Source organism: Vibrio bathopelagicus (assembly GCF_014879975.1).
GTDB lineage: Bacteria > Pseudomonadota > Gammaproteobacteria > Enterobacterales > Vibrionaceae > Vibrio > Vibrio bathopelagicus.
In genome coordinates, this window is the sequence record NZ_CP062501.1 from 1,730,264 (window position 1) to 1,753,741 (window position 23,478).

The 23,478-nt window shown below is 44.2% G+C and carries 18 protein-coding genes; 13 read left to right on the forward strand and 5 right to left on the reverse strand.

The window, feature by feature from the left end:
* Window positions 1–28: 28 nt before the first annotated feature.
* Window positions 29–982 (reverse strand): LysR family transcriptional regulator, encoded by a 954-nt coding sequence (locus IHV80_RS23945; protein ID WP_009845781.1) that lies wholly within the window; start codon window positions 980–982, stop codon window positions 29–31.
* 141 nt (window positions 983–1,123) lie between these two features.
* Here IHV80_RS23945 and IHV80_RS23950 point away from each other — a divergent pair, with 141 nt between their 5' ends.
* Window positions 1,124–2,722 carry an isocitrate lyase gene (locus IHV80_RS23950; RefSeq protein ID WP_102266423.1) on the forward strand — a complete coding sequence of 533 codons (1,599 nt, stop codon included), beginning with the start codon at window positions 1,124–1,126 and terminating at the stop codon, window positions 2,720–2,722.
* Window positions 2,723–2,943: 221 nt separating this feature from the next.
* Window positions 2,944–3,534 carry a hypothetical protein gene (locus IHV80_RS23955; RefSeq protein WP_192891275.1) on the forward strand — a complete coding sequence of 197 codons (591 nt, stop codon included), beginning with the start codon at window positions 2,944–2,946 and terminating at the stop codon, window positions 3,532–3,534.
* A 73-nt stretch (window positions 3,535–3,607) separates the two neighbouring features.
* Here IHV80_RS23955 and IHV80_RS23960 read toward each other — a convergent pair whose 3' ends face one another.
* A complete protein-coding gene (locus IHV80_RS23960) occupies window positions 3,608–4,009 on the reverse strand; it encodes a cystatin domain-containing protein (RefSeq protein WP_192891276.1) in 402 nt (133 codons plus the stop codon).
* Between the two features lie 245 nt (window positions 4,010–4,254).
* Window positions 4,255–6,702: a M9 family metallopeptidase gene (locus IHV80_RS23965; protein WP_192891277.1), complete on the reverse strand. Its 2,448-nt coding sequence runs from the start codon at window positions 6,700–6,702 to the stop codon at window positions 4,255–4,257.
* Window positions 6,703–7,141: 439 nt separating this feature from the next.
* Between IHV80_RS23965 and IHV80_RS23970 the strand changes: the two genes are divergently transcribed.
* Both IHV80_RS23970 and luxN read left to right on the forward strand, forming a co-directional pair.
* Window positions 7,142–8,377 carry an acyl-homoserine-lactone synthase gene (locus tag IHV80_RS23970; protein WP_192891278.1) on the forward strand — a complete coding sequence of 412 codons (1,236 nt, stop codon included), beginning with the start codon at window positions 7,142–7,144 and terminating at the stop codon, window positions 8,375–8,377.
* Window positions 8,370–10,997, forward strand: a complete 2,628-nt coding sequence (gene luxN, locus IHV80_RS23975; RefSeq protein ID WP_192891279.1) for a quorum-sensing autoinducer 1 sensor kinase/phosphatase LuxN — start codon at window positions 8,370–8,372, stop codon at window positions 10,995–10,997. The genes IHV80_RS23970 and luxN overlap by 8 nt, the downstream gene beginning before the upstream one ends.
* 101 nt (window positions 10,998–11,098) lie before the next feature.
* Here luxN and IHV80_RS23980 read toward each other — a convergent pair whose 3' ends face one another.
* Window positions 11,099–12,400, reverse strand: coding sequence for a serine hydrolase domain-containing protein (locus IHV80_RS23980; RefSeq protein WP_192891280.1), 1,302 nt, complete (start codon window positions 12,398–12,400; stop codon window positions 11,099–11,101).
* A gap of 104 nt (window positions 12,401–12,504) precedes the next feature.
* On the opposite strand from IHV80_RS23980, the gene IHV80_RS23985 reads away from it, so the two are divergent.
* The 8 genes from IHV80_RS23985 to IHV80_RS24020 all read left to right on the forward strand — a co-directional run bounded on the left by IHV80_RS23985 (window position 12,505) and on the right by IHV80_RS24020 (window position 20,434).
* Window positions 12,505–13,416 carry a LysR family transcriptional regulator gene (locus IHV80_RS23985; protein ID WP_192891281.1) on the forward strand — a complete coding sequence of 304 codons (912 nt, stop codon included), beginning with the start codon at window positions 12,505–12,507 and terminating at the stop codon, window positions 13,414–13,416.
* Window positions 13,417–13,832: 416 nt separating this feature from the next.
* Window positions 13,833–15,164, forward strand: coding sequence for an MFS transporter (locus tag IHV80_RS23990; protein ID WP_192891282.1), 1,332 nt, complete (start codon window positions 13,833–13,835; stop codon window positions 15,162–15,164).
* A gap of 143 nt (window positions 15,165–15,307) precedes the next feature.
* Window positions 15,308–16,189 (forward strand): DMT family transporter, encoded by an 882-nt coding sequence (locus IHV80_RS23995; protein WP_192891283.1) that lies wholly within the window; start codon window positions 15,308–15,310, stop codon window positions 16,187–16,189.
* Window positions 16,190–16,446: 257 nt separating this feature from the next.
* Window positions 16,447–16,692 (forward strand): hypothetical protein, encoded by a 246-nt coding sequence (locus IHV80_RS24000; protein WP_192891284.1) that lies wholly within the window; start codon window positions 16,447–16,449, stop codon window positions 16,690–16,692.
* A 261-nt stretch (window positions 16,693–16,953) separates the two neighbouring features.
* A complete protein-coding gene (locus tag IHV80_RS24005) occupies window positions 16,954–17,262 on the forward strand; it encodes a DUF3302 domain-containing protein (RefSeq protein ID WP_086712793.1) in 309 nt (102 codons plus the stop codon).
* Entirely contained in the window at window positions 17,262–18,380 is a 1,119-nt protein-coding gene (locus IHV80_RS24010; protein ID WP_192891285.1) for an HlyD family secretion protein, read from the forward strand. Before IHV80_RS24005 ends, IHV80_RS24010 begins: the two co-directional genes overlap by 1 nt.
* A 255-nt stretch (window positions 18,381–18,635) precedes the next feature.
* Window positions 18,636–19,424: a phytanoyl-CoA dioxygenase family protein gene (locus tag IHV80_RS24015; RefSeq protein ID WP_192891286.1), complete on the forward strand. Its 789-nt coding sequence runs from the start codon at window positions 18,636–18,638 to the stop codon at window positions 19,422–19,424.
* A 20-nt stretch (window positions 19,425–19,444) separates the two neighbouring features.
* Window positions 19,445–20,434, forward strand: coding sequence for a zinc-dependent alcohol dehydrogenase family protein (locus tag IHV80_RS24020; protein WP_192891287.1), 990 nt, complete (start codon window positions 19,445–19,447; stop codon window positions 20,432–20,434).
* Window positions 20,435–20,743: 309 nt separating this feature from the next.
* On the opposite strand, the gene IHV80_RS24025 is transcribed toward IHV80_RS24020, so the two are convergent.
* A complete protein-coding gene (locus IHV80_RS24025) occupies window positions 20,744–22,360 on the reverse strand; it encodes an endonuclease (RefSeq protein WP_192891288.1) in 1,617 nt (538 codons plus the stop codon).
* 408 nt (window positions 22,361–22,768) lie between these two features.
* Here IHV80_RS24025 and IHV80_RS24030 point away from each other — a divergent pair, with 408 nt between their 5' ends.
* Entirely contained in the window at window positions 22,769–23,476 is a 708-nt protein-coding gene (locus IHV80_RS24030; protein ID WP_192891289.1) for an ABC transporter ATP-binding protein, read from the forward strand.
* Window positions 23,477–23,478: the final 2 nt, after the last annotated feature.

Sequence of the window (23,478 nt, forward strand, 5' to 3'; positions counted from 1 at the left end):
TCATATAAAAAATACCCTACAAACTGTGTTATTCCGTCACACCACTCTCTATTTCATTGGCGACACTTTTAATCAATCGGCGCATCCACTGATGGTCGGGATTGGTTTGCAACAATGGACTCCAAGCCATTTTCACCTCAAAGGGTTCAATAGCGAATGGGGCGGGTTTGATTAACAGCCTAGGGTTATTGCGCTGCAATTGCGCGGCTTTGGTTGGGATAGTCAGGATCAGGTTCTTCTGTTGAGCGAAGAGAATCGCCGACAGGTAGTGTCGTGTGAACACCGTGATATTACGCGTTTTACCAATGCGCATTAGTGCTTCATCAATCCACCCGAGCTTTTGTGCTTCGCTTGGGTTTATCCCAACACCCGTGCCCATACCCGTCTTACTTACCCAAATGTGTTGCGCCTTTAGATAAGACAAAATATCGAAGTTGTCGGCTATCGGGTTATCACAACTAAATAGGCAAGAGAACCCGTCATGCCAAAGGCTCATCTGGTGGAACGACTGTGGAATGTCGTCAAAACGGTTGATGATAATATCAACAGTGCCTTGCTCCACATCCTGATAACTCACGTCACTTGGCGTCATGATATCCAATCGTATTTTCGGTGCTATCTCGCTCAACTTTTTCAATAGCGGCTGAATAATGGTCGACTCAGCATAGTCACTCGCCATGATACGAAACACACGCTCACTGTCTTCTGCATTAAACTCCGTGGTCGGTTGCAATGTCTTTTCTACATTCGCCAAGATGTTTCGAATCAGTGGCTGCAGTTTGTGTGCTCGCTCAGTCGGTATCATCCCTTCACTGGTTCTCACCAACAGCGGGTCTTCAAACAGATCGCGTAGTCGGCGCAGTCCATTACTCATGGCTGGTTGAGTTATTCCTAATTGATTTGCCGCTCGTGTAACGTTTCTTTCACGCAGCAACATGTCTAAATACACAAGTAAATTAAGGTCTATACGAGCAATATTCATAAGAAAAATACCGAATATAATAACTATAAATTAACAAAATTATCACATACATGGTTATTCTTTGTCCATGGTTAGATTTAATCCAAATCGAATGACCTCGCCAAATTGGCCAACATGTCCACGTGAAACTAAGGAATAGTTATGTCGCAAATTACACAAGATATCGAAAAGATTGAAGTTGCAAAAAGCGCTGCTGGTGCTCCATGGGATGCAATCAACCCTGAATCTGCAGCTCGTATGCGAGCTCAAAACAAATTCAAAACAGGTCTGGATATTGCGCAATACACGGCAGATATTATGCGTGCAGACATGGCGGCTTACGACGAAGACAGCTCTCAATACACTCAGTCTCTGGGTTGCTGGCATGGTTTCATCGGCCAACAAAAGCTGATTTCTATTAAGAAGCACTTTGATGGCAAGACAGACCGTCGTTACCTATACCTTTCAGGTTGGATGGTTGCAGCACTTCGCTCTGACTTCGGTCCACTTCCAGACCAATCTATGCATGAAAAAACGTCAGTTGCTGGCCTAGTAGAAGAGCTATACACCTTCCTACGCCAAGCGGATGCTCGTGAGCTAGGTGGCTTATTCCGTCAGCTAGACGCGGCACGTGAAGCGGGCGATGTTAACCAACAAGATCTTATCCAAGACAAAATCGACAACCACGTAACACACGTAGTACCAATCATTGCGGATATCGATGCAGGTTTCGGTAACGCAGAAGCGACTTACCTAATGGCTAAGCAGATGATTGAAGCGGGTGCATGTTGTCTGCAAATCGAAAACCAAGTAGCCGATGAGAAGCAATGTGGTCACCAAGACGGCAAAGTAACGGTTCCTCATGCTGACTTCCACGCAAAACTTCGCGCACTTCGTTACGCTTTCCTTGAACTAGGCATCGACAACGGCGTTATTGTTGCTCGTACCGATTCACAAGGTGCAGGTCTAACAAAAGAAATCGCAGTAGTGAAAGAACCTGGTGACCAAGGTGACATCTACAACTCATACCTAGATGTTGAAGAGATCGATGTTGCAGATATGGCTGAAGGTGATGTTTGCTTCAACCGTGACGGTAAACTAGTTCGTCCTAAGCGTCTGCCTTCAGGCCTATACCAATTCCGCGAAGGTACGGGCGAAGATCGCTGTGTATTTGACTGTATCGAAGCTATCAACGCAGGTGCTGACCTACTTTGGATTGAGACTGAGAAACCACACATCGGTCAAATCAAAGAGATGATGGATGGTGTACGTGAAGTTCACCCTAACGCTAAGCTGGTATACAACAACTCTCCATCATTCAACTGGACGCTAAACTTCCGTCAACAAGCATACGATGCAATGGCAGCAGCAGGTAAAGATGTATCAGCATACGACCGTGCAAGCCTAATGAGTGCGGAATACGATGAAACTGAACTGTCTGCAAGTGCTGACGAGAAGATTCGTACATTCCAAGCGGACGCATCTCGCGAAGCGGGTATCTTCCACCACTTGATTACTCTACCGACTTACCACACAGCAGCACTGTCTACCGACAACCTTGCAAAAGAATACTTCGGTGACCAAGGCATGCTGGGCTACGTTGCTAACGTTCAACGTAAAGAGATCCGCCAAGGTATTGCATGTGTTAAACACCAAAACATGTCTGGTTCAGACATGGGTGATGACCACAAAGAATACTTTGCTGGTGAAAATGCGCTAAAAGCAGCGGGTGAAGCGAATACGTCTAATCAATTTGATTAATCGTTAACAGCGTTTCCCTTCTAGAATCTCCCCTTCCCTTTTCCCTGTTAGGTGCCGGGAGGGAGGAGGTTTTGGGATGAAGCTTGTACTGCCGGCTTCATCTCAAAGCCTCAGATTTGTGTTCCACACCACTGTGACCCTGAAAAATTCTGTTTAAACTGATCATATTCCTGTTTGTTGAATTTCCTATTTATTGATATGCCTATTTATTGAGAGTGCCTATGACTTCAATACCGACACACCTACAAGATGCTAAAACACTGCTGTCAGAAAATGGTTTCGCTACTGGTGATACTTGGTATCACGGCACATCCTCAGCCTTGCTCGCTTCAATCCAAGGCCAAGGGCTGAAACGCTCAGGAGACAAAGCACTCAATGAAGCCGCTTCAAAAACTATGGCAACGATTGGCAACAACTACACAGAATCCGTTGAGCCAGTTTTCTTAACTCAGAGCAAAGAACTGGCCTACTACTGGGCTCAGCAAACCATTCGCGAGCGCAGCACTCGTTTTGAGGGTGAGGAGCACCCTATCGTGTTAGCGGTAAATTTAACGGACAAACAACGTGCCAAAGTAAGACCGGACGTTGGCGCAATGAGCTTATTAATGATGAGTGTTGGCGAACAATTCATGGCTCACTTAACTGAGATCTATCAAGAGAACAACATCGTAGGCCCAGACATCGAACTGCGCACTGCGGATCGTATGGACTATCTCAATAAACTTGGAATGGCCTACATTGATGAAGACATCAGCCGTGCTTGTGTGCAAGAGCTGTCAGAGCCTGAACTGGCCAGTCAATCAGGTTCATGACGTAAGCAATATTCAGAATAAAAAATGGCTCCTAAGTAGGAGCCATTTTTATGTGTGCGATGTTATTTACATGCTAGTTAATCAATGGACACAGGCGACCTTGTTGCGCAGCTTGCGTCATTGTCATCTCACCCTGCAACGAACGATACACAATGGTGTTCCAAACTTCGCCATTATCCATCTCAAAATCGATAGCATAGTTCAAACCGCTGACAACCTGAGTTCGAACACTCAAGATTTTATCAAGCTTCGCAGCGGTATTCATTTGTCCCAGAACCACATCTAAAGCTTGCTTTGCTTCTGGCGTGATATCACTTTGTGACCAACCACCTGTCAGGTTTTTAGTGCTACAGATCGGATTCGCTTTCTCTTGTGATTGAGCGGAAACATCAGATTCCTGACTACATCCAGCTAACGCAGCGACACTAAACACGGTTGCTAATCCAAGTAATGATGTTAATCGTACTTTTTTCATGAATCCTCTCTACATCGTTCATTCAGTCATTTACGAGAGGTTACTCGTAATGATGTTTCATATGCAGGCAAGCTTAGACCTTAAATGTCATCACTTCATCAGAGATTATGGTGTAACTACTCTATAAATACAGAAGATTGTCAGAAAGCAAAGCCGGACACTACTGCCCGGCTTGTCTCCGCTACTTAATTGATATTTAGATGGATGGCGTTTTCGTTAATGCTTTTTATTTACTGCCTGTTTTGCTAGTGAAAATAAACCAACATTTCGACATCATCCCCTTGCTGTTCTGCACTGAGTAAGAAGTGCAAATAGCCTTCTTCTGTTACAGGAATTTGTAGGTATTCATTACTGCCTCGGTAATCCGATGCATAGTCATGTTGTCCTGCTGTTGGCCAATATGAATGGCTTGCAAACAGATCAACATTACCTGTATTCGACTGTCCATTCTCCGCATTGTCACTATTATCGTTCAACCACACTCGCACCTCTTGTACGCCCTCTGGCACATAGACTGCTGCATAACGTCGTTGATGCACAGTCAATACTTGAGCCTGACCTGATTCCAATACTATTGGCGTTAAGTCATCTTGTTCTTGTGATGGAGGTGTCGGTGTTTCTGTCTCTAGCGATGCCAACAGTGTCACGTCATTGAAATCGGTGCGCCCTGCAATACTCATGTAGTAGCGACCAGGTTTAATGTAGCCCGATGCCTCTGGCTCAAACGTCACTATCTCATTACTGCCATTGTGATATTGGCTGAATTCAAAGTCATAGTAATGTGCTTGTTTGTTGTAGCTCATGTAAAGATCAGCATCACCTTGAACTTCTCCTTCAATCGAAACCTCAAAATGCGTGGTGTTCTCTGGTACATCGACGTAGAACAACTGCTCGCTGTACGCCTTGCCGTTCAACACTACACTTTGGTTTGCTGTAAATACCATGGCTTGGTCTGTCGGATTTGTAGGATCAATCGGATCTGTGGGATCAGTAGGCTCTGTTGGTTCACTTGAAACGGTGTCTAGCCAACGTTCAAACTCACCATTGTATTGCTGGCCAAGCACTTTCACCTGTTGCGCCCATTTGGAAAATTGGCCAGTACGAGACAGTACCAACAAGCTCTGCACCTCTTGAGGATGTTCTTCCATCATAAAGCGTACCGCTAAGTAGCCCCATCGGTAGATACGATTAGCATCATGGGAGTAAGTGGTTGAAAGCACATCCGACAGGCTCATCTTCCCGCTGTTAATCAAGCTTACCGCAGCATCGTAGCCTTGCTTGTAATGCATGAATTCGGCAAAACCTTCTAACCACCACACCACATAACCATGAGTCAAATTGTCACTAAAGGAGCCATATTGGTTAAAACGCGCATCGAGATAATGAGTGTATTCATGTTCTAAGTTGAGAATAGAGAGGTCATCGCCATTGGCGTAACGGTAAGCCACGAAACGCGCCACGTTCCCCACCTCTGCAGGGTTTCCTTCTAAGTACTGCCCACCGTTATCGGTAGTATTGCCAAATAAGAACGACGAGTAATCGATATAACTGCCTTTGCTGCCGAACACCGCCACTTCAACTCGGTTATTGTTATCGTCGGCGACAGGTTGTTGACCCGTGTTCGCGACTTGATGGAAATCGGCCTCTTTGGCGGCCAGCACATTACAAGCTTCCATCGCTTGTGCTTGCGTTAAATCTTGTGAGCGAATAATCGCAGGCCCTTGGCACTCATGACGATTGGGAAGTACACGCGTTACTAAATCACGTTTTGCTTGCTCTAGATCTAACCCATTTAGGCCTTCTGGTGCAAAGTAACTCATCATCTCGACCGCCGCTAACCATAGCTTATCGTGCTCGCTGCCCAATGGATTTTGCACCATCACCTGCTGCATAACTTGCAGTGCTTTATCTTTGGTGGCTTTATCTGGGCTTGCCAGCAAACGACCAGTTTCACGCACTGCGTTATAAACAAGGAAGCTCGCATCAGTATCTAAAGCCCACGTATTATCACGAGCGAATGCCGCTAGCGTATCGATATGTTGAGTATGACTGGCCATGTAATCGTAGAAGTCATCTCGGGCTGCATGTCCTGCCATTGCCCGGAACAGATTATTTAGCCCGTCGACCCATTGTGAGTCTTGCGCCGTTTCTTGATTAAAGTGTCTAAGTGCCGCAAGTTGCGCATCCATAGTGAGTGGAAGTTGCTTAACGTTATCGACCATCAACGTCAGACTTTTCATTGCCCCGACTTGTTCTCGTCCTTGGTCCTGCGCATTAGGGGTCGCTAGAAAAGCATTGGTAGATTGAGCAAATCGCTGGCTTAACGCCTCAGAGAAATCCTGTGTTTGCGCGTTATAGCGAACGTAATAAGCAGCGCGAACAAACTCACCAAGGTTTTCAAGTTTACGTGCTTGTTCGGCTTCACCTCGATAACGGGCTATTTCTAAGTTCAGCGCCACTTGAATACGGCTTAGGCTCGCTTCGCTATAGATATTATCTAGTGAATTATCCGATGCAGAGAACCAAGAACTGTAGCAACGGTTGCCTGCCGAAGAGACAGCGAGTGCAAGATCGGACGCCTGTTGTAGATCAAGCACCTCACACTGATTTTGAGCAAAAGAGAAACTGGACACACTGGCAAGCATACAAGCGAGCGCCAAACGATGACGTGGAAATAAACGGGTATGAGACATACAACACTCATTAGTTAATTATATATTTTGGCTCGCCGTTATATTCCTTACAGTTAGCAAGGTGAATGCAGTTGCGTATGATTTATGAGCTTGGTTCAGAAAATAGATATTTTACGTTAATTTATAAACTCAAAGGCTTATTCTCAGATTGAATAAATAAAACTCAATTCATGAGCAAAGCATATAAGTGATTGAGAGTACTCTAATTTAGGGATTCATTAATTAATTCGTACATGGCTAACCCATATTGTTAAGGGTAAGCACAAGTAGTAAACTTGAGCTCGATTATGCAACTTGTTTTTAAAAACAATAGACACTATTAGAGTTACGATTGTTCACCAAAGTAACTTTATATCAAATGCTTACTATAAATCCGTGTCGAGTTGACTGGTGCAAATCAAATAAAAATAATTATATAAACCTAGGCTAGGTTCACACCATGAAATTAACGTCGTCTTTAGACTCACTGTTGGCTAGCAGTCTGTCTATCGAAAAGAAACAACAAGCACTGATCGAGCTTGTGATCAGCTCTTATCAGCCACAAGAACGTACCGCTCTTTTCCAAACCGTCACAGACTATCGTAGACGACTATTGGCATCGTTCTTCCCAGAACATCAATACAAAAGCCTCTCCGTTTTATTTGAATTGATGGACTATCGCGATCTTATTCAACGCTATCCAAGTACCTTATCGACAGAGATGGCATTGTTAGAAGCAGCCGCAGGCCAGTGTTACATGCATTGGTTAGACTTTTGGTGCGAATGTGAAATTGCTGCCATCAAAGCAAAATCACAGCTGGACGTAAGTGCGCCCTCTCACACTGAACTCCCTATCAAAGATAGTGCTTACTATGGTGCAATCATTGAACAGATTGAAGATGATCTGCTTATGGTGCAAACGCCCTGTCATCCTCAAGGAATGCCAATCAGTGATGCCATCGCTTTAAGTAACCTTGAAGTGTTCATCAAGGGTGAGAAATGGTTTGAAATGCTGCCTTTACTGTACCTTTCACAAACTGGTAAGCACTTTATTCTACTCAAACACCCAACTGATGAAGCCTTTCCTACTCTGGTATCTTCGGCGCTGATTCAAGGTTGGTCAAAGAATGAAACGTGGTTAAGCTATGCGCCACCGTTCAGTAATGAGCAATGGCAATACTGTTTGCCCGAGCATGGTTACGATGAACTCGCTGAGTTGCAGCTTTTCACGCCATCGACACTGTCAAAATGTTACTCTCTCCCAGAATTCGATAATCAATTCCAGTTACAATTGTCCGATACACAAGCCATCTGTGAAGTGTTGCGCTTAACAGTCAGCGGTAACACCCAACAAAAACTCTACTTCCTCTATCTTGCTCAAAAAGAGCTGATGAGCGTATTACATCAAGTTGGATATAAGATCGGCTTCACTATTATCGAGCAACCTTTCATGCTTCAGTTTTATCAAGCCGTTGACCCTAAAGCATATTTCCACTCTGGATATTGCGAGCTAAATGATGATGACACCACCATTTATCGTGGATTCTGGAATTTTGAATTGATGGCCAAGGTATTCAACGACACCGATTTTCGCTGCTACAAACGTGCAGTGCGTGAGATCAGAAATTTAAGTTCAGCAGAAAAAGCAAGCTCGGTAGACAACCCAAGTTCAGTAAAAAAGGATGAACATGTTTGATTTCGGCCTAGAGGCAATAGTCTACGCCAAAGCAATAACACTGTTGGCAACGGTGGCCATCGTCGTGATGTGGTTACTCTACTATTGCTACCGCCTTAAACTCAAAAATGAAGCGATCGCGGGCACACACCATGTCGCGTACATCGCCTACTCGGCCTGTATTGTTGCGTGGATCAGCAGTAATGCTTACTTCCATACCGACTTACTGCCAGAACTTGGGGCTTCAACTGCTGTGTTGGCTGCGAAATTTGCCAACCTTGCCTCTTTCTTTGCGTTCGCCTTTGCTTATTACTTCTCGTGTCAGCTCGCCGCAGAACAACGCAACGGTAAAGTGCATGTATGGCAACAAGCGATTTTCGTCACCCTAACTGTCTACTCTTTCTTTATTAATTTAAGCCCAGGATTAACCGTTGAAGACGTTATCATTGTAGGCCCAAGTCAATTCATCATTGAGTTCGGGCCACACACATCGTACTTCTTCATTGGCATGATTAGCTTTGTTGTTCTGACTCTCGTCAATCTAGTCGCCATGCGTGCCAACAGCAGTAAGCTAACACTCACCAAAACCAGCTACATGATTGCGGGTATCTTGGTGTTCATGCTCTCGACGGCAACAATTCACCTTGGTATGACTTTCTTCTTGCGTGATTTCTCACTCACTTGGCTACCACCCGCCCTGTCTATTAGTGAGATGTTATTCGTCGGCTATGCCCTGTTGACCTCTCGTTTCTACAGCGTGAAATACCTTGCGTACATGAGCCTCAATGCTCTATTGGTGTGTGCTATTTTGGTGATACCTTTCGGCGCAATTTTTATCCCGCTGACTGACGACAACCAATGGTTAATCGCAATCCCCATCTGTGCACTTATTGGTGTGACTTGGCACGTACTCTACAAACGAGTGAGCCGCTACGCCTCTTTCTTTGTCTACGGAAACAAGAAAACACCTGTCCAACAAATCCTTGCGTTGGAAGAAGATTTCAAGCTATCAATTGATGATGCAATGCGTCGTTTAGGTAGCCTACTGCAAATCCCAGAAGACAAACTTCGCCTCGTTAACAGCAACTACAACGAAACCTTCTACGAAGATTATCTTTCGACCAACAAGTCTGTTTTGGTGTTCGACGAACTGTCTGAAGAGTTAGATTACACCGCGCCAGCGAAAAGCTCGATCAAGGCGCTGTATGAAAAGATGAGTTCGAACAATACCGCCTTGGTGATGCCTTTGTTTGGTCAGGGTAAGTCCGTTACGCACTTGTTGGTGTCATCACACAAGAGCAACGACCAGATGTTCTCTAACGAAGAGATCTCTGCGCTGCAAACCTTGTTAACTCGTGTACAAAGCACCATCGAAGCAGATCGACGCATACGCCAGAGCCGTGCACTGGCTAACTCTATCGCCCATGAAATGCGTAACCCGCTTGCTCAAGTACAATTGCACTTTGAAATCTTGAAGCTGCATATTGATAACCAAGCGCCAGCGAAACAGATCCTAATTGATATTGAGAACGGCCAAGCTGCGATTCAACGTGGTCGACAGTTGATTGATATCATCTTACGAGAAGTCAGTGACAGCTCACCCGAGCATGGGCCAATCACCATGACCTCAATCCACAAGGCCGTGGATCAAGCCGTCAGCCACTATGGTTTTGAGAATGAGAAGATCATTGAGCGAATTCGTTTACCACAACACGCTGATTTCGTGGCAAAGCTGAATGAGACCTTATTCAACTTCGTTATTTTCAACCTAATACGTAATGCGATCTACTACTTTGATTCGTATCCAGATAGCCAAATCGAGATCAGTACTAAGGACGGTTCTTATGAGAATGTACTCATTTTCAGAGATACGGGGCCAGGTATTGATGAAGCCATTGCTCACAAGATCTTCGATGACTTCTTCTCTTACCAAAAAAGCGGCGGTAGTGGTTTAGGTTTGGGCTATTGCCAACGTGTAATGCGTTCATTTGGCGGGCGAGTTGAATGTCAATCTAAGCTTGGTGAGTTTACTGAATTCCACCTGTACTTCCCTGTTGTGCCGAATGCGCCGAAAGCAGATGCTCTGCGTACGCCTTATTTCAACGATTGGAAGCACAGCCAACCGACAGAAGAAAAAGCCGATGCTGAGGTACAGCCAGAGAAGCAAACACCAAGTGCTGATAAAGATCCTGAGCCTGAAACTGAACAGACGCAAACAGCAAACCCACCTGTATCAAATCATCTCGCACCCACCGTGCTCATCGTTGATGACAAAGAGGTGCAACGTACTCTTGTTCAGATGTACTTGAGTCGACTCGGCGTTAACAGCCTGCAAGCAAAGAACGGTGAGAATGCGGTTGAGCTGTTTAGAACGCACCAAGTCGATTTGATCTTGATGGACGTGCAAATGCCAGTCATGAACGGCTTTGACGCAAGCCAGATCATCAAAGCGCGATCGCCTAATACACCGATCATTGCTTTGTCTGGTGAATCAGGACAACGTGAGCTAGACATGATCAGCAAACTGATGGATGGCCGCCTAGAGAAACCTACCTCATTGGATGCGCTGCAACTCGTTCTTGATAACTGGTTGAAGACAGAAACCACACCCAACGCTTCTAAAGAAGCTGAAAGTGAATAATGGGTAGCTAATTGTGATGGCTAACAAGCACATCAACGGTTGATCAAAAAGCCCCTCAAGAGGTTATCTTGAGGGGATTTTTTGTATTCAGCAACCTACTGCTAGAGCGACTTAGCTAATGACTCAAAAGCTTCCACTCTCGCTTTTGATTCTTCACGCGCTGCATTCGAAGCGCTCTCTGCTGAAGAGAACGTAGCGATGACGATATTCTTGTCTTGGTTGATATACAAGAACTGACCAAACACCCCTCGATACGTTGCAATATTTTTGTCTGAGTCGTGCACCCAAAGGAAGTTTTTGTAACCCTCTAAGTGCGAATCAAAGACTTGAGCCTCAGTATCTTTGTAGACACTGTTCATCATGTGTCGATTTTCTTCTGGCGTAATATTAAAGCTATCTTTGACCCACTTTTCAGAGAAGACTTGTTGACCGTTGTATTCGCCATTATTGACCATCGCTAACCCAACACGTGCAAAATCTCTTAGCGTAGTATTGAAACCGCCTGTTGCGACTGGATTGTAGTTCATGTCTGTCATGAAGAACGCATCATGCTCTGTACCAAGTTTGTTCCAGATGTTATCTGCAATAAATTGGTCAAGCGTTTGACCTGACACACGAGCGATAACCCATCCAATGACATCTACATTCGGACTATGGTACTCAAACTTATCGTTCACCTCTAAGTTGTCGTTCTGTTCAAACATCGCAGAGAAGCTCAACAAATCACGAGGCTTATCTGTCTTTGTTGGATCGAGTGCCAATAAGTCATACGCTGGAATAAAACCTAGGCGGCGAAAGTACTCGAAATGTACATCACCCGGAGCCATGTTTACATAGTCTTCACTGTAATCAATCGCAGAGCTCATGTTCAACAAGGTACGCAAAGTCTGCTCACCAAAATGCGTTCCTTTAAGCTCTTCGATGTATATGCTGACCCTTTTATCAACATCAACCTTACCTTGCTCAACCAATAAACCTAAAGCCTGACCAACCAGAGATTTTGTACTTGAAGCCCACAGATGGTGATCTCTTGCTGTGAAGTCACCAAAGTACTCTTCATGCAGTACCTTTCCGTCTTGAATAATAATGTATCCATCGGTGTGGTCATTAATCATGGCATCACGAAATGTCAGTTCTTCTCCAGCATAAGTAAATTTGTGCTGAGCGACATCAGCATTTAACGCTTGTGGGATCTCATTGATCGCACCATCTCGAGAAACCATAACCGTTGGATGAATGCCAATGTTCTGGAAGGCCCATTTATTGAACGGTGCATGGGTCCAGTTCTCCAATGTGACTTGCTCATTCGCTTTGGCTGGCACTGTCGACATAGGTTTAATATCCGCCATAGCGGTTGTCGAAAATAAACCCGCAGTAACCAATGAAATAATCGACTTTCTCATCTGAAATCTCCGTTAACAATCTTGTGTGTACGGATGTAGATTACTTTGCTAGGTTCAAACATATAAATCCATAATGTACGCTCAAACAGTACGAAGGTGATGAGATGATGATTTCGAATGAACAGGTTGCATGCTTCACCAGTGTCTATGAGCTTCAAAGCTACAGCGCTGCTAGCAAAAGGTTGAATAAGGCTCGATCTACGGTGCGAGAGAGGATCAACGCATTGGAGGATTTGATGGGAATGGAACTGTTTTCTATCGAAGGAAAAAAGGCGATTGCAACGGACATTGCTCATCGTCTGTATCCAAGAGCACGGTTACTGGCGAGACAATCGCTAGAGTTCGAGAACATAGCCTTATCTGCTTACAAGGGTGAGCTCAACAATATAACTGTCTACCACGATAGTTCGATCCCTTGCCAACTCTTGCTTAGCATTGAGTCTGAGATCAAGTCTCTTCATCCTCACATCCTTATCAACTGGTTGCAACGAGACAGAAACCACTGTTTACAGCAGATAGAAGACGGAGATGCACTGTTTGCTATCATGCCCGGTATGGGTAACTTACATCCAAGTGCGGGGATCGGAAATATTAACCTCGGATCTTTTCAGTTGAGCCTCTTTACTTCCGTTCACTCTAGCATTCCAAACCGAACGATTTCGATCGCTGAACTGGCAACCTTTCGTCAATTAATCACTGAGAATGACGTTACAAACGAGCTCAGGCACACCAAGATCAGTAGCGAATTTGAAGTGGTCACGTCACAAAGTCTGCTCATTGAAAAGTTAAAAAAAGATGGATGGATAGTGTGTCCTCGGGAGAACCTAGCCCAATACATAAAAAGTGGTGAGGTACGTGAAATTGAGCTCCAAGAAGCGCCAAATTTGATTCAACAAGATTGCATTATGTTTTACAACTTATCGTCTAAAGCTTCCAAGCAAGAATCTCAAATCATCGAAGTGGCCGCTAAGGTGATTAAGAATCAAGTACTCCGAAAAGAGCAGTCATTCAGATAAAATGGCGATATCGGCATCAATACTGAGGCAAAGATGCGTTCTTACCTACACAGCTTATTGTCCATAGTGAAGCAAAAGAATGTGTTGCTCTCTTACTCGGTTCTACTCGCCAATTTGCTTTCAGATCAATGTTCCTCTTCATGTTTTACTTAATTAAATAGCTAAGTTAGCCATCGATAGAATTAGTCTAAAAGTGAACGAACGGAATCTGCAATATCTGGGTTTTGGCAATGACCACAACAAAGTATATGGATGGGATGGATGATTTGAAGAGGAATGAATCTGTAACCGATTAGGAATAAATAGCCCGAGTATTCTCTAAAACAGATATTTCAGGTATTTGGCAACAATCCCATGATTTAAAAGGCTAAACGGTATATACATAATAATGTGTTATTAAAAATACCGAAATTATCATGACGCTCAAAGAAATCCTTAAAATTCCCAATGTCCGCTACTTCCTAATGTTTCGAAGCAGTTACTTTGCGCGTTTTTATTACCCTATTTTCACCCTACTCTATTTAGATTACGGCTTAACCCTTTCTCAGTTTGCCATGCTCAACGTGGTTTGGGCGGCGACCATCGTGCTTGCAGAAGTACCATCAGGTGCGTTCGCCGATACCTTGGGGCGTAAAAAGCTTGTGGTGCTGTCTTCGATAGTGATGTTCATTGAGATCGCCATGATCGCTCTTGTGCCTACTGGAGATGCCAATCTAGTCTTCATTGTGTTTCTGGTTAACCGAATATTAAGTGGCTTAGCGATGGCACTGGCTAGCGGCGCCGACGAGGCATTGGCTTACGACACCTTGAAAGAGCAAGGTAATGAAGAGTTATGGCCGCGAGTGTTACAAATCCAGCTTCGTGTCGCCTCTACTGTGGGTATTTTTGTCACCTTGATTGGTGCAGCGATGTACGATGTGAATTTTATGGCGAACATCTTTCATGCTCTCGGATTCGCAGAGCCAGAAAGCACCAAAGACCTGATGCGAGTCCCTGTGTTCGCCACCCTCTTGGTCGCGTTACTCGCCATTTATGCCGCGATAAACATGCACGAAGAAAAGAAGGTGATGCCAAGCGATCAGGGCAAATTAGCAACGACCATCGCCAGCCTCAAATTAACGGCTGACGCAGGTAAGTGGGTACTTGCTACGCCTTACGTGCTGTTCATCTTGCTCTATTACAGCCTGTTCGAACATACCTCGCGCATGTTCCTAACCATGAACAGCCAATACTATCTCGCCATCGATATTCCTATTATCTACTTCGGTTTTATTGGCGCGGGGATCAGTTTGCTTAAAATCATATTGGCGGGGCAAAGCCGTAGATTGGCAGAAAGCATCGAGCCTAAAACCTTTATTGTGGTGATGGGGTTAGCGAGCATAGCGACCTATTATTGGATCAGTTTAGGTTGGTCGATCTATGGCGTAATACCTGCGTTAGTACTGATCTTTATCATCATGACGATGAACATATTCATTAGCTACCATCTCAACAAAAAGACGGAATCACACAACCGAGCCACCGTTCTCAGCTTCAAAGGCCTGATGTTTAACCTTGGGTATGGCTTGATCGGTATTTTGTATGCCTACTACTATAAGTTGGTGTCTCAGGGTTACACCACGCAAGAGATAGAACAAAACCTCGATTTCTTGGCTTCACTGTCTTCGTTCTTCTACTACTTCACCTTATTGTTCGTTTCGATCAGTGCGTTGTTCTATTTCAAAAACAAGAAGGAGCCTATCTTTTGAAACAAGCATCGATCTTTTGAAGAACGTACTGATACCAAATAGAGAGTAAAAGTGAGCCTCTGGCTATAAATAGACCATGTCGCTTCTTATCACGTAATTTTTTGTTAAGATAATCATAAAATTACATAACACATGGAAGTATCATGTCTTTTAGTTGGATAGCCTTTACTCTTCTCGCAGCCTTCAGCCAATCTTGGCGCAATGCATTTCAAAGTAAACTAGCGGGTACAATGAGTGTGGCTGGCGTGACGTTAGCTCGCTTTATTTGGGCTGGCCCAATCGCGCTTATTTATCTCTATTCGCTGTACCAATGGCAGCCAGTCTCCGCACCTAATTTTTCCGGTGAGTTTGTTTTCTACATTGTTGCTGCTGCGATTATGCAGATCCTCGCGACGGGCTTGATGGTAATGCTATTTAAGCTAGAGAACTATGCGATAGGTGCCGGACTCGCCAAATGTGAAGCTCCAGTTTCAGCTGTACTGTCCGTGTTGTTTTTTGGCACCGCTCTGACTATTACGGGTTGGATTGGTGTACTTATTGGTACCTTGGGTGTGTTGATCATGAGCAGCTCTTCCGGCTGGCGAAGCCTCTCTCCCAAAGTCTTTCTCTTAGGCATGGCGTGCAGCACCGCCTTTGCTTTAACGTCTCTTTGGGTTAGAGAAGCTAGCCTGAGCATTGGCCTTCCCTTCCCTCATAGCGCTGCTTGGGTTCTATTTCTGGTAATTACCCTTCAGACGTTCATTATCTGCACTTACCTCTTCTTCAAAGAACGCGACACGTTACGCCAGATATTCAAGAAGTCGAGATTGGTGGTGATGACAAGCCTAGCTAGTGTGATTGGTTCTCTTGGCTGGTTTAGCGCGATGTCTCTTCAAGCCGTGCCATATGTGAAAACATTAGGCCAAATCGAAGTAGTCTTTATGGTATTGATCTCTTACTTCTGGTTAGGACAAAGTATTGCTCGCAAAGACATTCTTGCGCTGATCTTACTTTCTATAGCAGCGGTCTTAGTAATGTGGCAGTAAATTGACCCACACCAATGGCTATGAGCGTAGGGAGAGCGTGTATTGGCGAATCATCTTACCCATAAGATATCCATAGCCATATGTTTAAAAACCAGATAGTCACAGCCATACACTCGAACTCATAGGCTCAATAAATGTATCGTGCCGCCGTATAAGTTTTACGGTGGCGTAAAATGATAAGAACCACTTCCACATAGTTTCTATAGTGCACGTATCAGCTATTTGTAATCTCCACTTACCCAATAGGATACAGCCAAATGAAAACACTCGCTCAAATCGCATTAACTACAATCGTATTTACAACCTCACTAATGGCATTCGCTGAACCCGCGACGACAAACGAAGCCCAATCAGAAGCGCCGACCATAACAATGAAGCATGAAGCAATAACCGTGACGCTAACAGATAAGCATTTTACGTCTGCAGACGAAGCTGAAACCACTGCCCCTCAGACGCTAACGCAAAATAACAAAACAAATTCAGCGCCACAGCCTGCGATATAGCGATAGCACCAGTAGATACTAATCACGGGTTTGGTCATCATTGACAACGGACATACGTGGTTTTGCGATGCGTTGATTTCCGCCACCCAATCCCTCATTTAAGTAAAACCCCCTGTCCAATTAAGCCAAACCGCACTCTCGATTAAGTAATACTTAAATGTCATTTAACCTTTACCCTATCGATTGGGTAAGGGTTAGCTTTTATGCTCTCTGATACTGCTGAAATTAATGGTCGATTTCATCCGTAATAGAGAGAACATTATGAACCTTACTTTAGATTACTTATCTTTGGGTATTCTGATCCTCGTACTACTAATCCTAGTGTACGGACTCATTGTTATTCACGATATTCCTTATGAAATTGCTGTAAAACGCAATCACCCCCATCAAGATGCCATCCACGTAGCCGGCTGGGTCAGCCTCTTTTTCTTACACGTAATGTGGCCACTACTTTGGGTGTGGGCCATGTTGAGTGAGCCTTTGAGAGCAACGACTACAGAACAATCAAAGCTCGATGAGCTAGAAAAACGTATCGATGCGCTGCAAGCAAAAAGCGAGGGGGAACAGTAATGGAAACGTTGATAATTTTAAGCTACGTAGCGCTGTGTGTGATTGTATTTCGCGTATTTAAACTGCCTAAAAACAAATGGACAATTACAACCGCAACTGTGATCGGGGCTTTCTTGGTAGGTTGGATATTCTTGTACATGGCGATGTATCAGCCAGTAGCAAGAGTCGCTGGTGTATATAGTGTTACCACCCCAATCACATCAGAAGTTTCGGGTGAAGTCACCGATGTTTTTGTGCAAGGCAATGTTGCTTTGAAGAAAGGTACCCCTTTGTACCAAATCGATCCGACCCCATTCCAAGCAAGTGTAGACAGAGCCAAAGCGGAAGTGACCGCGACAAAGGCCGCCATTGATGAACTGCTTCTATCAAAGCAAAACACCCGCGAATCAATCAAGAAAACACAAGCTCAACTTGTCTTCAATGAAAAGGAATTGAGCCGTTTTATCGAGCTGGAAAAAAGTGATTTCGCCTCTCAAACAAAAGTAGACAAATTTACTGACTCCATAGCTGAGCTCAAAGCCGTTCAGGCACAAAACTACATTCAATTAAATGTCGCTGACTCAAAGATTGCACAGCAATTGGCCGCAAAAAAGGTTCACCTTGCCGAGCTCGATAAAGCTCAGTTCAACCTCAATAAAACATTGGTTGTTGCGCCGACAGATGGCTATGTCACACAGGTAGCATTGCGCCCAGGTATGAAAAGCCGTGTCGTCCCTTTCCAAGGAAACCTAACCTTTGTGCATGATGAATCTAAAACCATTGTCGCAGCATTCAAACAAAACCCAGCGCGTTATATCAAACCCGGCTACGAAGCAGAAGTGACCTTCAAAACCATTCCCGGCCACGCTTACCAAGCAAAAGTCGTCGATGTATTGGACATCTTCAAACAAGGCGCCGTCACACCATCGGGTAATTTAAATGATCCTCTTCAGAGAGTCGGTGGTCGCGTATTAGTGAAAGTGGAGCTTGTTCAGCCTGAACTATTGGACGGCCAACCTATCCCTGCAGGTACAGACGCGCATGTCGCCGTGTATTCACCGAAATGGGAAATGTTCTCTATCGTACGCAAAGTGATTCTACGCATGCAAAGCTGGCAAAACTGGGTTTTTGAAGGTTAACAATTAGCATCAAAGCAATAACTGCGAATTTAATGCTATTGAATTCAAGCCAGTAAAGATAGCTAGAATGAACTCACGCACATCACAAATACAACCATAAAGAGCGTGCTTGTCGCGCTCGTATTGTTTGATGTAAACATAGAGGTAAGTGTAAAAAGGAAAGCTTAAGTTACTTGGTTGAATGACGACTGTCTGGCATTATGCGCCCAAGAAATCTGTGGTTATTACACGGTAAAGAATGAACGAAGGTAGTCAGTGGTAGAAAACAGCCAACAATTAAGCAGCCAATACGACGAGCATGGTTACTTTGTTATCAGAAATTATTTCGATGAAGCTCAAATTGCATCGCTTAGAAAAGTCGTACTGAAATTCCATGAATCATGGAAAGCAGACAACGAAGAGTTCTATCAAGAAGAGGCATTTAACTCATCTTTGATTACCGGAAGCGAGTATCTACCCGCCGACGATAGAACCGTACTCTTTGACTTCATCAGCTCAAAAAAAGTGATGGAAGTGGTCGATGCGGTAATACCGAACAAACCTGCATTCATGAACACGCAGCTGTTCTTCAACCCTGTGAACCCGCAACAAAAAGACTTCTGGCATCGCGATTGTCAATACGACTATGACATTGATGACCAGATGAAAGTCATCATGGAAACCCAAGTATTGCACCTCCGTGTACCTATCTTTGATGAGCTAGGGATGGAGCTTATCCCCGGAACACACAAACGCTGGGACAACGAAGAAGAATACAACGTTCGCCAAGAAGAGAATGGTAAAGTGAGCAGCGATGATATCTCTGGCGGTAAGCAGATACCGTTAGAAGTGGGCGACTTGTTAGTATTCTCAGCGGATATGATCCACCGAGGTCGGTACGGGTTGGATCGTTTAGCATTGGATATTTTGATCTTTGATTCGGCGGCAGACTATGTCGACTACGTTGATGACGACTGCTTGCCAACGCCAGCAATGCTAAACAATATCGCTGATCCAAGACTGTTTATGAACACGCTACACTTAAAGTCAATGCAGTGCTCATAAACCACAAAGGTGCCCGAACCATGACTGACACTAAGCAAAATACCCGAATTAGCCAGTTCCGTTTCGGGCAGCCGAAAGAGTCTCTCAAGTTAGAACATGTCGCTTTAGGCGCGCTTGATAAAGATAAGGTGCGAGTACGAGTTGAAGCGACCAACATCAACCCTAGTGATCTGCTGTCGATTTATGGCGTTGGGCAATACAAACACAGCCACCAACCACCGAGAGTGCCGGGGTTTGAAGCTGTTGGAAGAGTTGTAGAGTCTGACCACTCTGAATTTGCTCTGAACCAGCGAGTGTTAGTGGCAACAAGTGGGACATGGCAGAGCTATGTCGATGTGTCACCAGACAACCTTTTCCACCTTCCCCAACACCTAGAAAATGGCTACGCCTGTCAGTTGTACATTAATGCACTCACCGCTTGGGTGTTGACGACAGAAGTGGCGAAGTTGACCCAAGAAGATGTATTAATCATCAATGCAGGTAGCTCAGCCATTGGTAAGATTTTCTCCCAGTTATCGGCATCTCTCGGGTTCAAAATCATTGTCGTAACATCACAGCCCAAACGATATTCAACCACTTCAAATTGGGTGTTAGATGCTAACAATGATTTGGTATCTCAAATTAAGGCATTAGGCTTACCACAACCAACTGTCGCCTTTGATGCGATTGGCGGGAAACCTGGAACCGAACTGATTCATACCCTAGGTAACAAAGGGCGCTTTATCAACTACGGAACGCTTTCACTCGATTTTTATGAACCACGCTTCTTCGAATACGCAAAAAAACAAGCTATCGAGTTCAGCACCTTCTTCTTACGTTATTGGGAAGATGCTGAGGGGAAAGATGTTCGCCGTGACAAGTTCACAACGATGCTGGACCATTTCATCACCAACGATATACAGCTCGACATCGACCGCTGTATTCCACTAAGTGAAGTTCAATCTGCGATTGACCTTATCGAATCGAAAACCACGCCTTTGAATGGGAAGATTATATTGCTTCCGGTGTAGATGAAGGGGCACTTTTATATCAGAAATGTGGTTGAATACAGGTTGGGTGTAACGTTTTTGGACATCAATGAGCTACAGCTTCCCCTAAATTAGCAATTCATAGGTAACTAAAGGTATGAAAAGTCGCTTAACGTAGCGTCCAGTATTGATGGTGCAGATCACTGACAAGTATACGTGACCTTCATGACAATATGCTTTTTCAAATATTTAAAATCATGCTCTCTAATGCCTCTCAATAAAAAAGCCCAAACAAAGGATTGGGCTCAATTCAATAATCATGAAGCCATTGTAATGGTGGCTATATTCCGATTAATTTCCCCAGATTTGGCTTACAAACTCTGGATGGTCAATAAACGGATTACGATTCCCTTGAAAATCATGTACCGCCTTATTTCGGTCGATTTCTTTTTGGCTTACTGGATCTTCAGAATGCCAACGCTTTAGCATAGTAAGTAGCCAAGGTTCAAAAACGGTTGTATTGGTTCCATCCAGAACGGCATCAGAGCTTGTAGAGTTCCCTTCCCAATTAGCGATTTCATTTTCATAGCGTGTTGCCATGTAGAAATATGCTCTTGCGAAATCACCTTTAAACTCATCAATTGGCTCAAACACAGTCCCCACATAACCAAGAGAGCTCGCTGCACTGCCTAGTTTTGAACCATTACTTGATGTGTATGTTGCACTGCTCACCTCACCAAATGGCCAATTACTACGTTTCGAGTTAACGTAGCCGTCAGTGGCAAATAAATGGTGACCGTCAGAGTTCATTGGCTCGACTTTCCCACCAAACCAGCTTTTCGGGAATGAGTGCTCGCGGTTGTAGCAATCACCTTCTTTACTGTATTGACCACATTGATCGGCCACCTTAGTAAATTGGATTGAATCTGAGCCTGAAGGTTTCTCCGAATACATATCGAGAATCGACCCATCAGTGTCATAGTATGTGTCTAGGTCAGCCTCAGACACCAACGTCCAAATAGCGGTATAACCCTGACTACTATGGTTATCAATAATTTGATATAAGGCTGTTTTTAACGCAAAGCCCACTTTGCCTTCAGCGTCTTTGTAATACTCACCTAAAACTGGTGGTTCAGTTGGTGGTGTAGTTGAGCCACCAATCGTAAATTCTGTACTCTGACTTGCTTGGAAATCACCACCAGATACCACAACGGTCCCGTTTACCGACAAACTGTATGAACCATTCCCCACACTGCAGCACATTCCATCTCCATAAGAGTCTGAGACTTCTAGGGTGTAGCTACCATCCGCTAAACACATTTCCACTTCATTGATGGTGTTACTTTGATAGTCTGAACCAGAATAAAGAGTTTGAGAAACTGAGTTTTTGAGAGACCAACTGGTTTCAGAACCATAGTTATCCGTCACTAGCGTGAGTGCGGCACTTGTGTCATTGCAGCTTTGTGTTGGTGGAGTCTCCGTAGGCTGAAAGTTATCTAAATACACCACTTCCGAGCCATCAAAACCTGCATCATCATAGAATCGTACGCCCACAACGATATCTTTAGTGCTCGTAGCGCTGTACGAGTGAGTCAATGCTTGCCACTGATTCGTTAAACCATTGTTCGAGTAGCCTAAATAGCCATCAACAAAAAGGCGAGCTTTCAAGTTACCTTCAGTGTGATAAACATCGACAGAGAAATCATAAGTTTTCCCTTGTTCAACACTTATCGTTTGAAGAAAATCGGTATTACTTTGAGTACTTGTATTCACGGTTACTTGTGCAGAGAAACTGCCGTTATTTACAGGATCGGTAGAGAGCGAAAGTGCAATGCCGGAGTCAATCACACTCCATCCAGATGGTACGTTTCCTTCCCAGTTTTCGAAACTTCCATTTTGCATTTGCGCATGCGCACTCGCTGAACAAAGTAATGCAACGCCACTTAGTGTCATTATTCTATTTATCATATAACCTTCTGTTTAATTAGATAAAAACCAACTAAGCTTAGAAAGTAATCAAAAGATGAATGGAGATATAAATCACATTTATAAATGCAAGCATTATCAGTTTTATTAATATATGTGATGTAAAACATTTAGCTACATTGTTGAAACTCTAGGCATGAGGAAAAGTAAGGCAAGTTGCAGGGTTTGAAACTGAGTTCAATCCCTCAAACAGTGATTCAAAGCTCCTGTTAACATCTATATTTTTCCTCTAATTAATCTATTTCCAGCCATTCGAAGTACAAGTTATTAATAATTCGATGTAAATCGCTATCTTTTTGAAATTGTTGTCTAAAGTTCTATAGAGCTTATTGAGACGGTAATTGCCACTAAGCGACACCTTGATGATTTGTTTACTTATAAGGAGAGGGAATGGAAAACTCAGTTGTCACACTTAAACAGGCCAGCAAAAGCTTTGTTGATGGTAAAGACACCCATAGCGTGTTGGACAGTGTCGACTTCACTTTAGCGACGGGCACTAGTGTGGCTTTGACTGGGGCGAGTGGCAGTGGAAAGAGTACTTTGCTCAATCTCATCGCAGGTTTTGAACCACTTTCAGGAGGTGAATTGTGGCTCGATGGTGACAACACATCGGTTTGGAAAGACCCACAATGGAGCCGCTTCCGTCATCAAAAACTGGGTGTTATCTTTCAGCAATTTAACTTGCTAACCCCACTCAACGTAAAACAAAACATCGCGTTCCCGTTGCATTTAAATCAACAAAAATGGGGCGACTGGTGTGATTACTTAGTGGAAACATTAGGCATTAGCGACCTGCTCAATAGGCATGTATCAGCGCTCTCTGGTGGGCAACAACAAAGAGTAGCGATCGCACGTGCATTAGCTCATAAACCGAAACTGCTGCTTGCCGATGAACCCACAGGCAACCTCGACCACAAAGCAGGCATTGAAGTAATGCAGCTGCTGAGTGAAATTACCACGCAAGGCAACACTGCCGTGCTTTTGGTTACGCACAGTTCGGAATGTGCCAGCTTTATGCAGACACAACTGGTGTTAGATGATGGTTGTTTAGAGAACGTAGATCGAACCCAAGCCAAAGAGCAACAACGTTGTGAGTAATC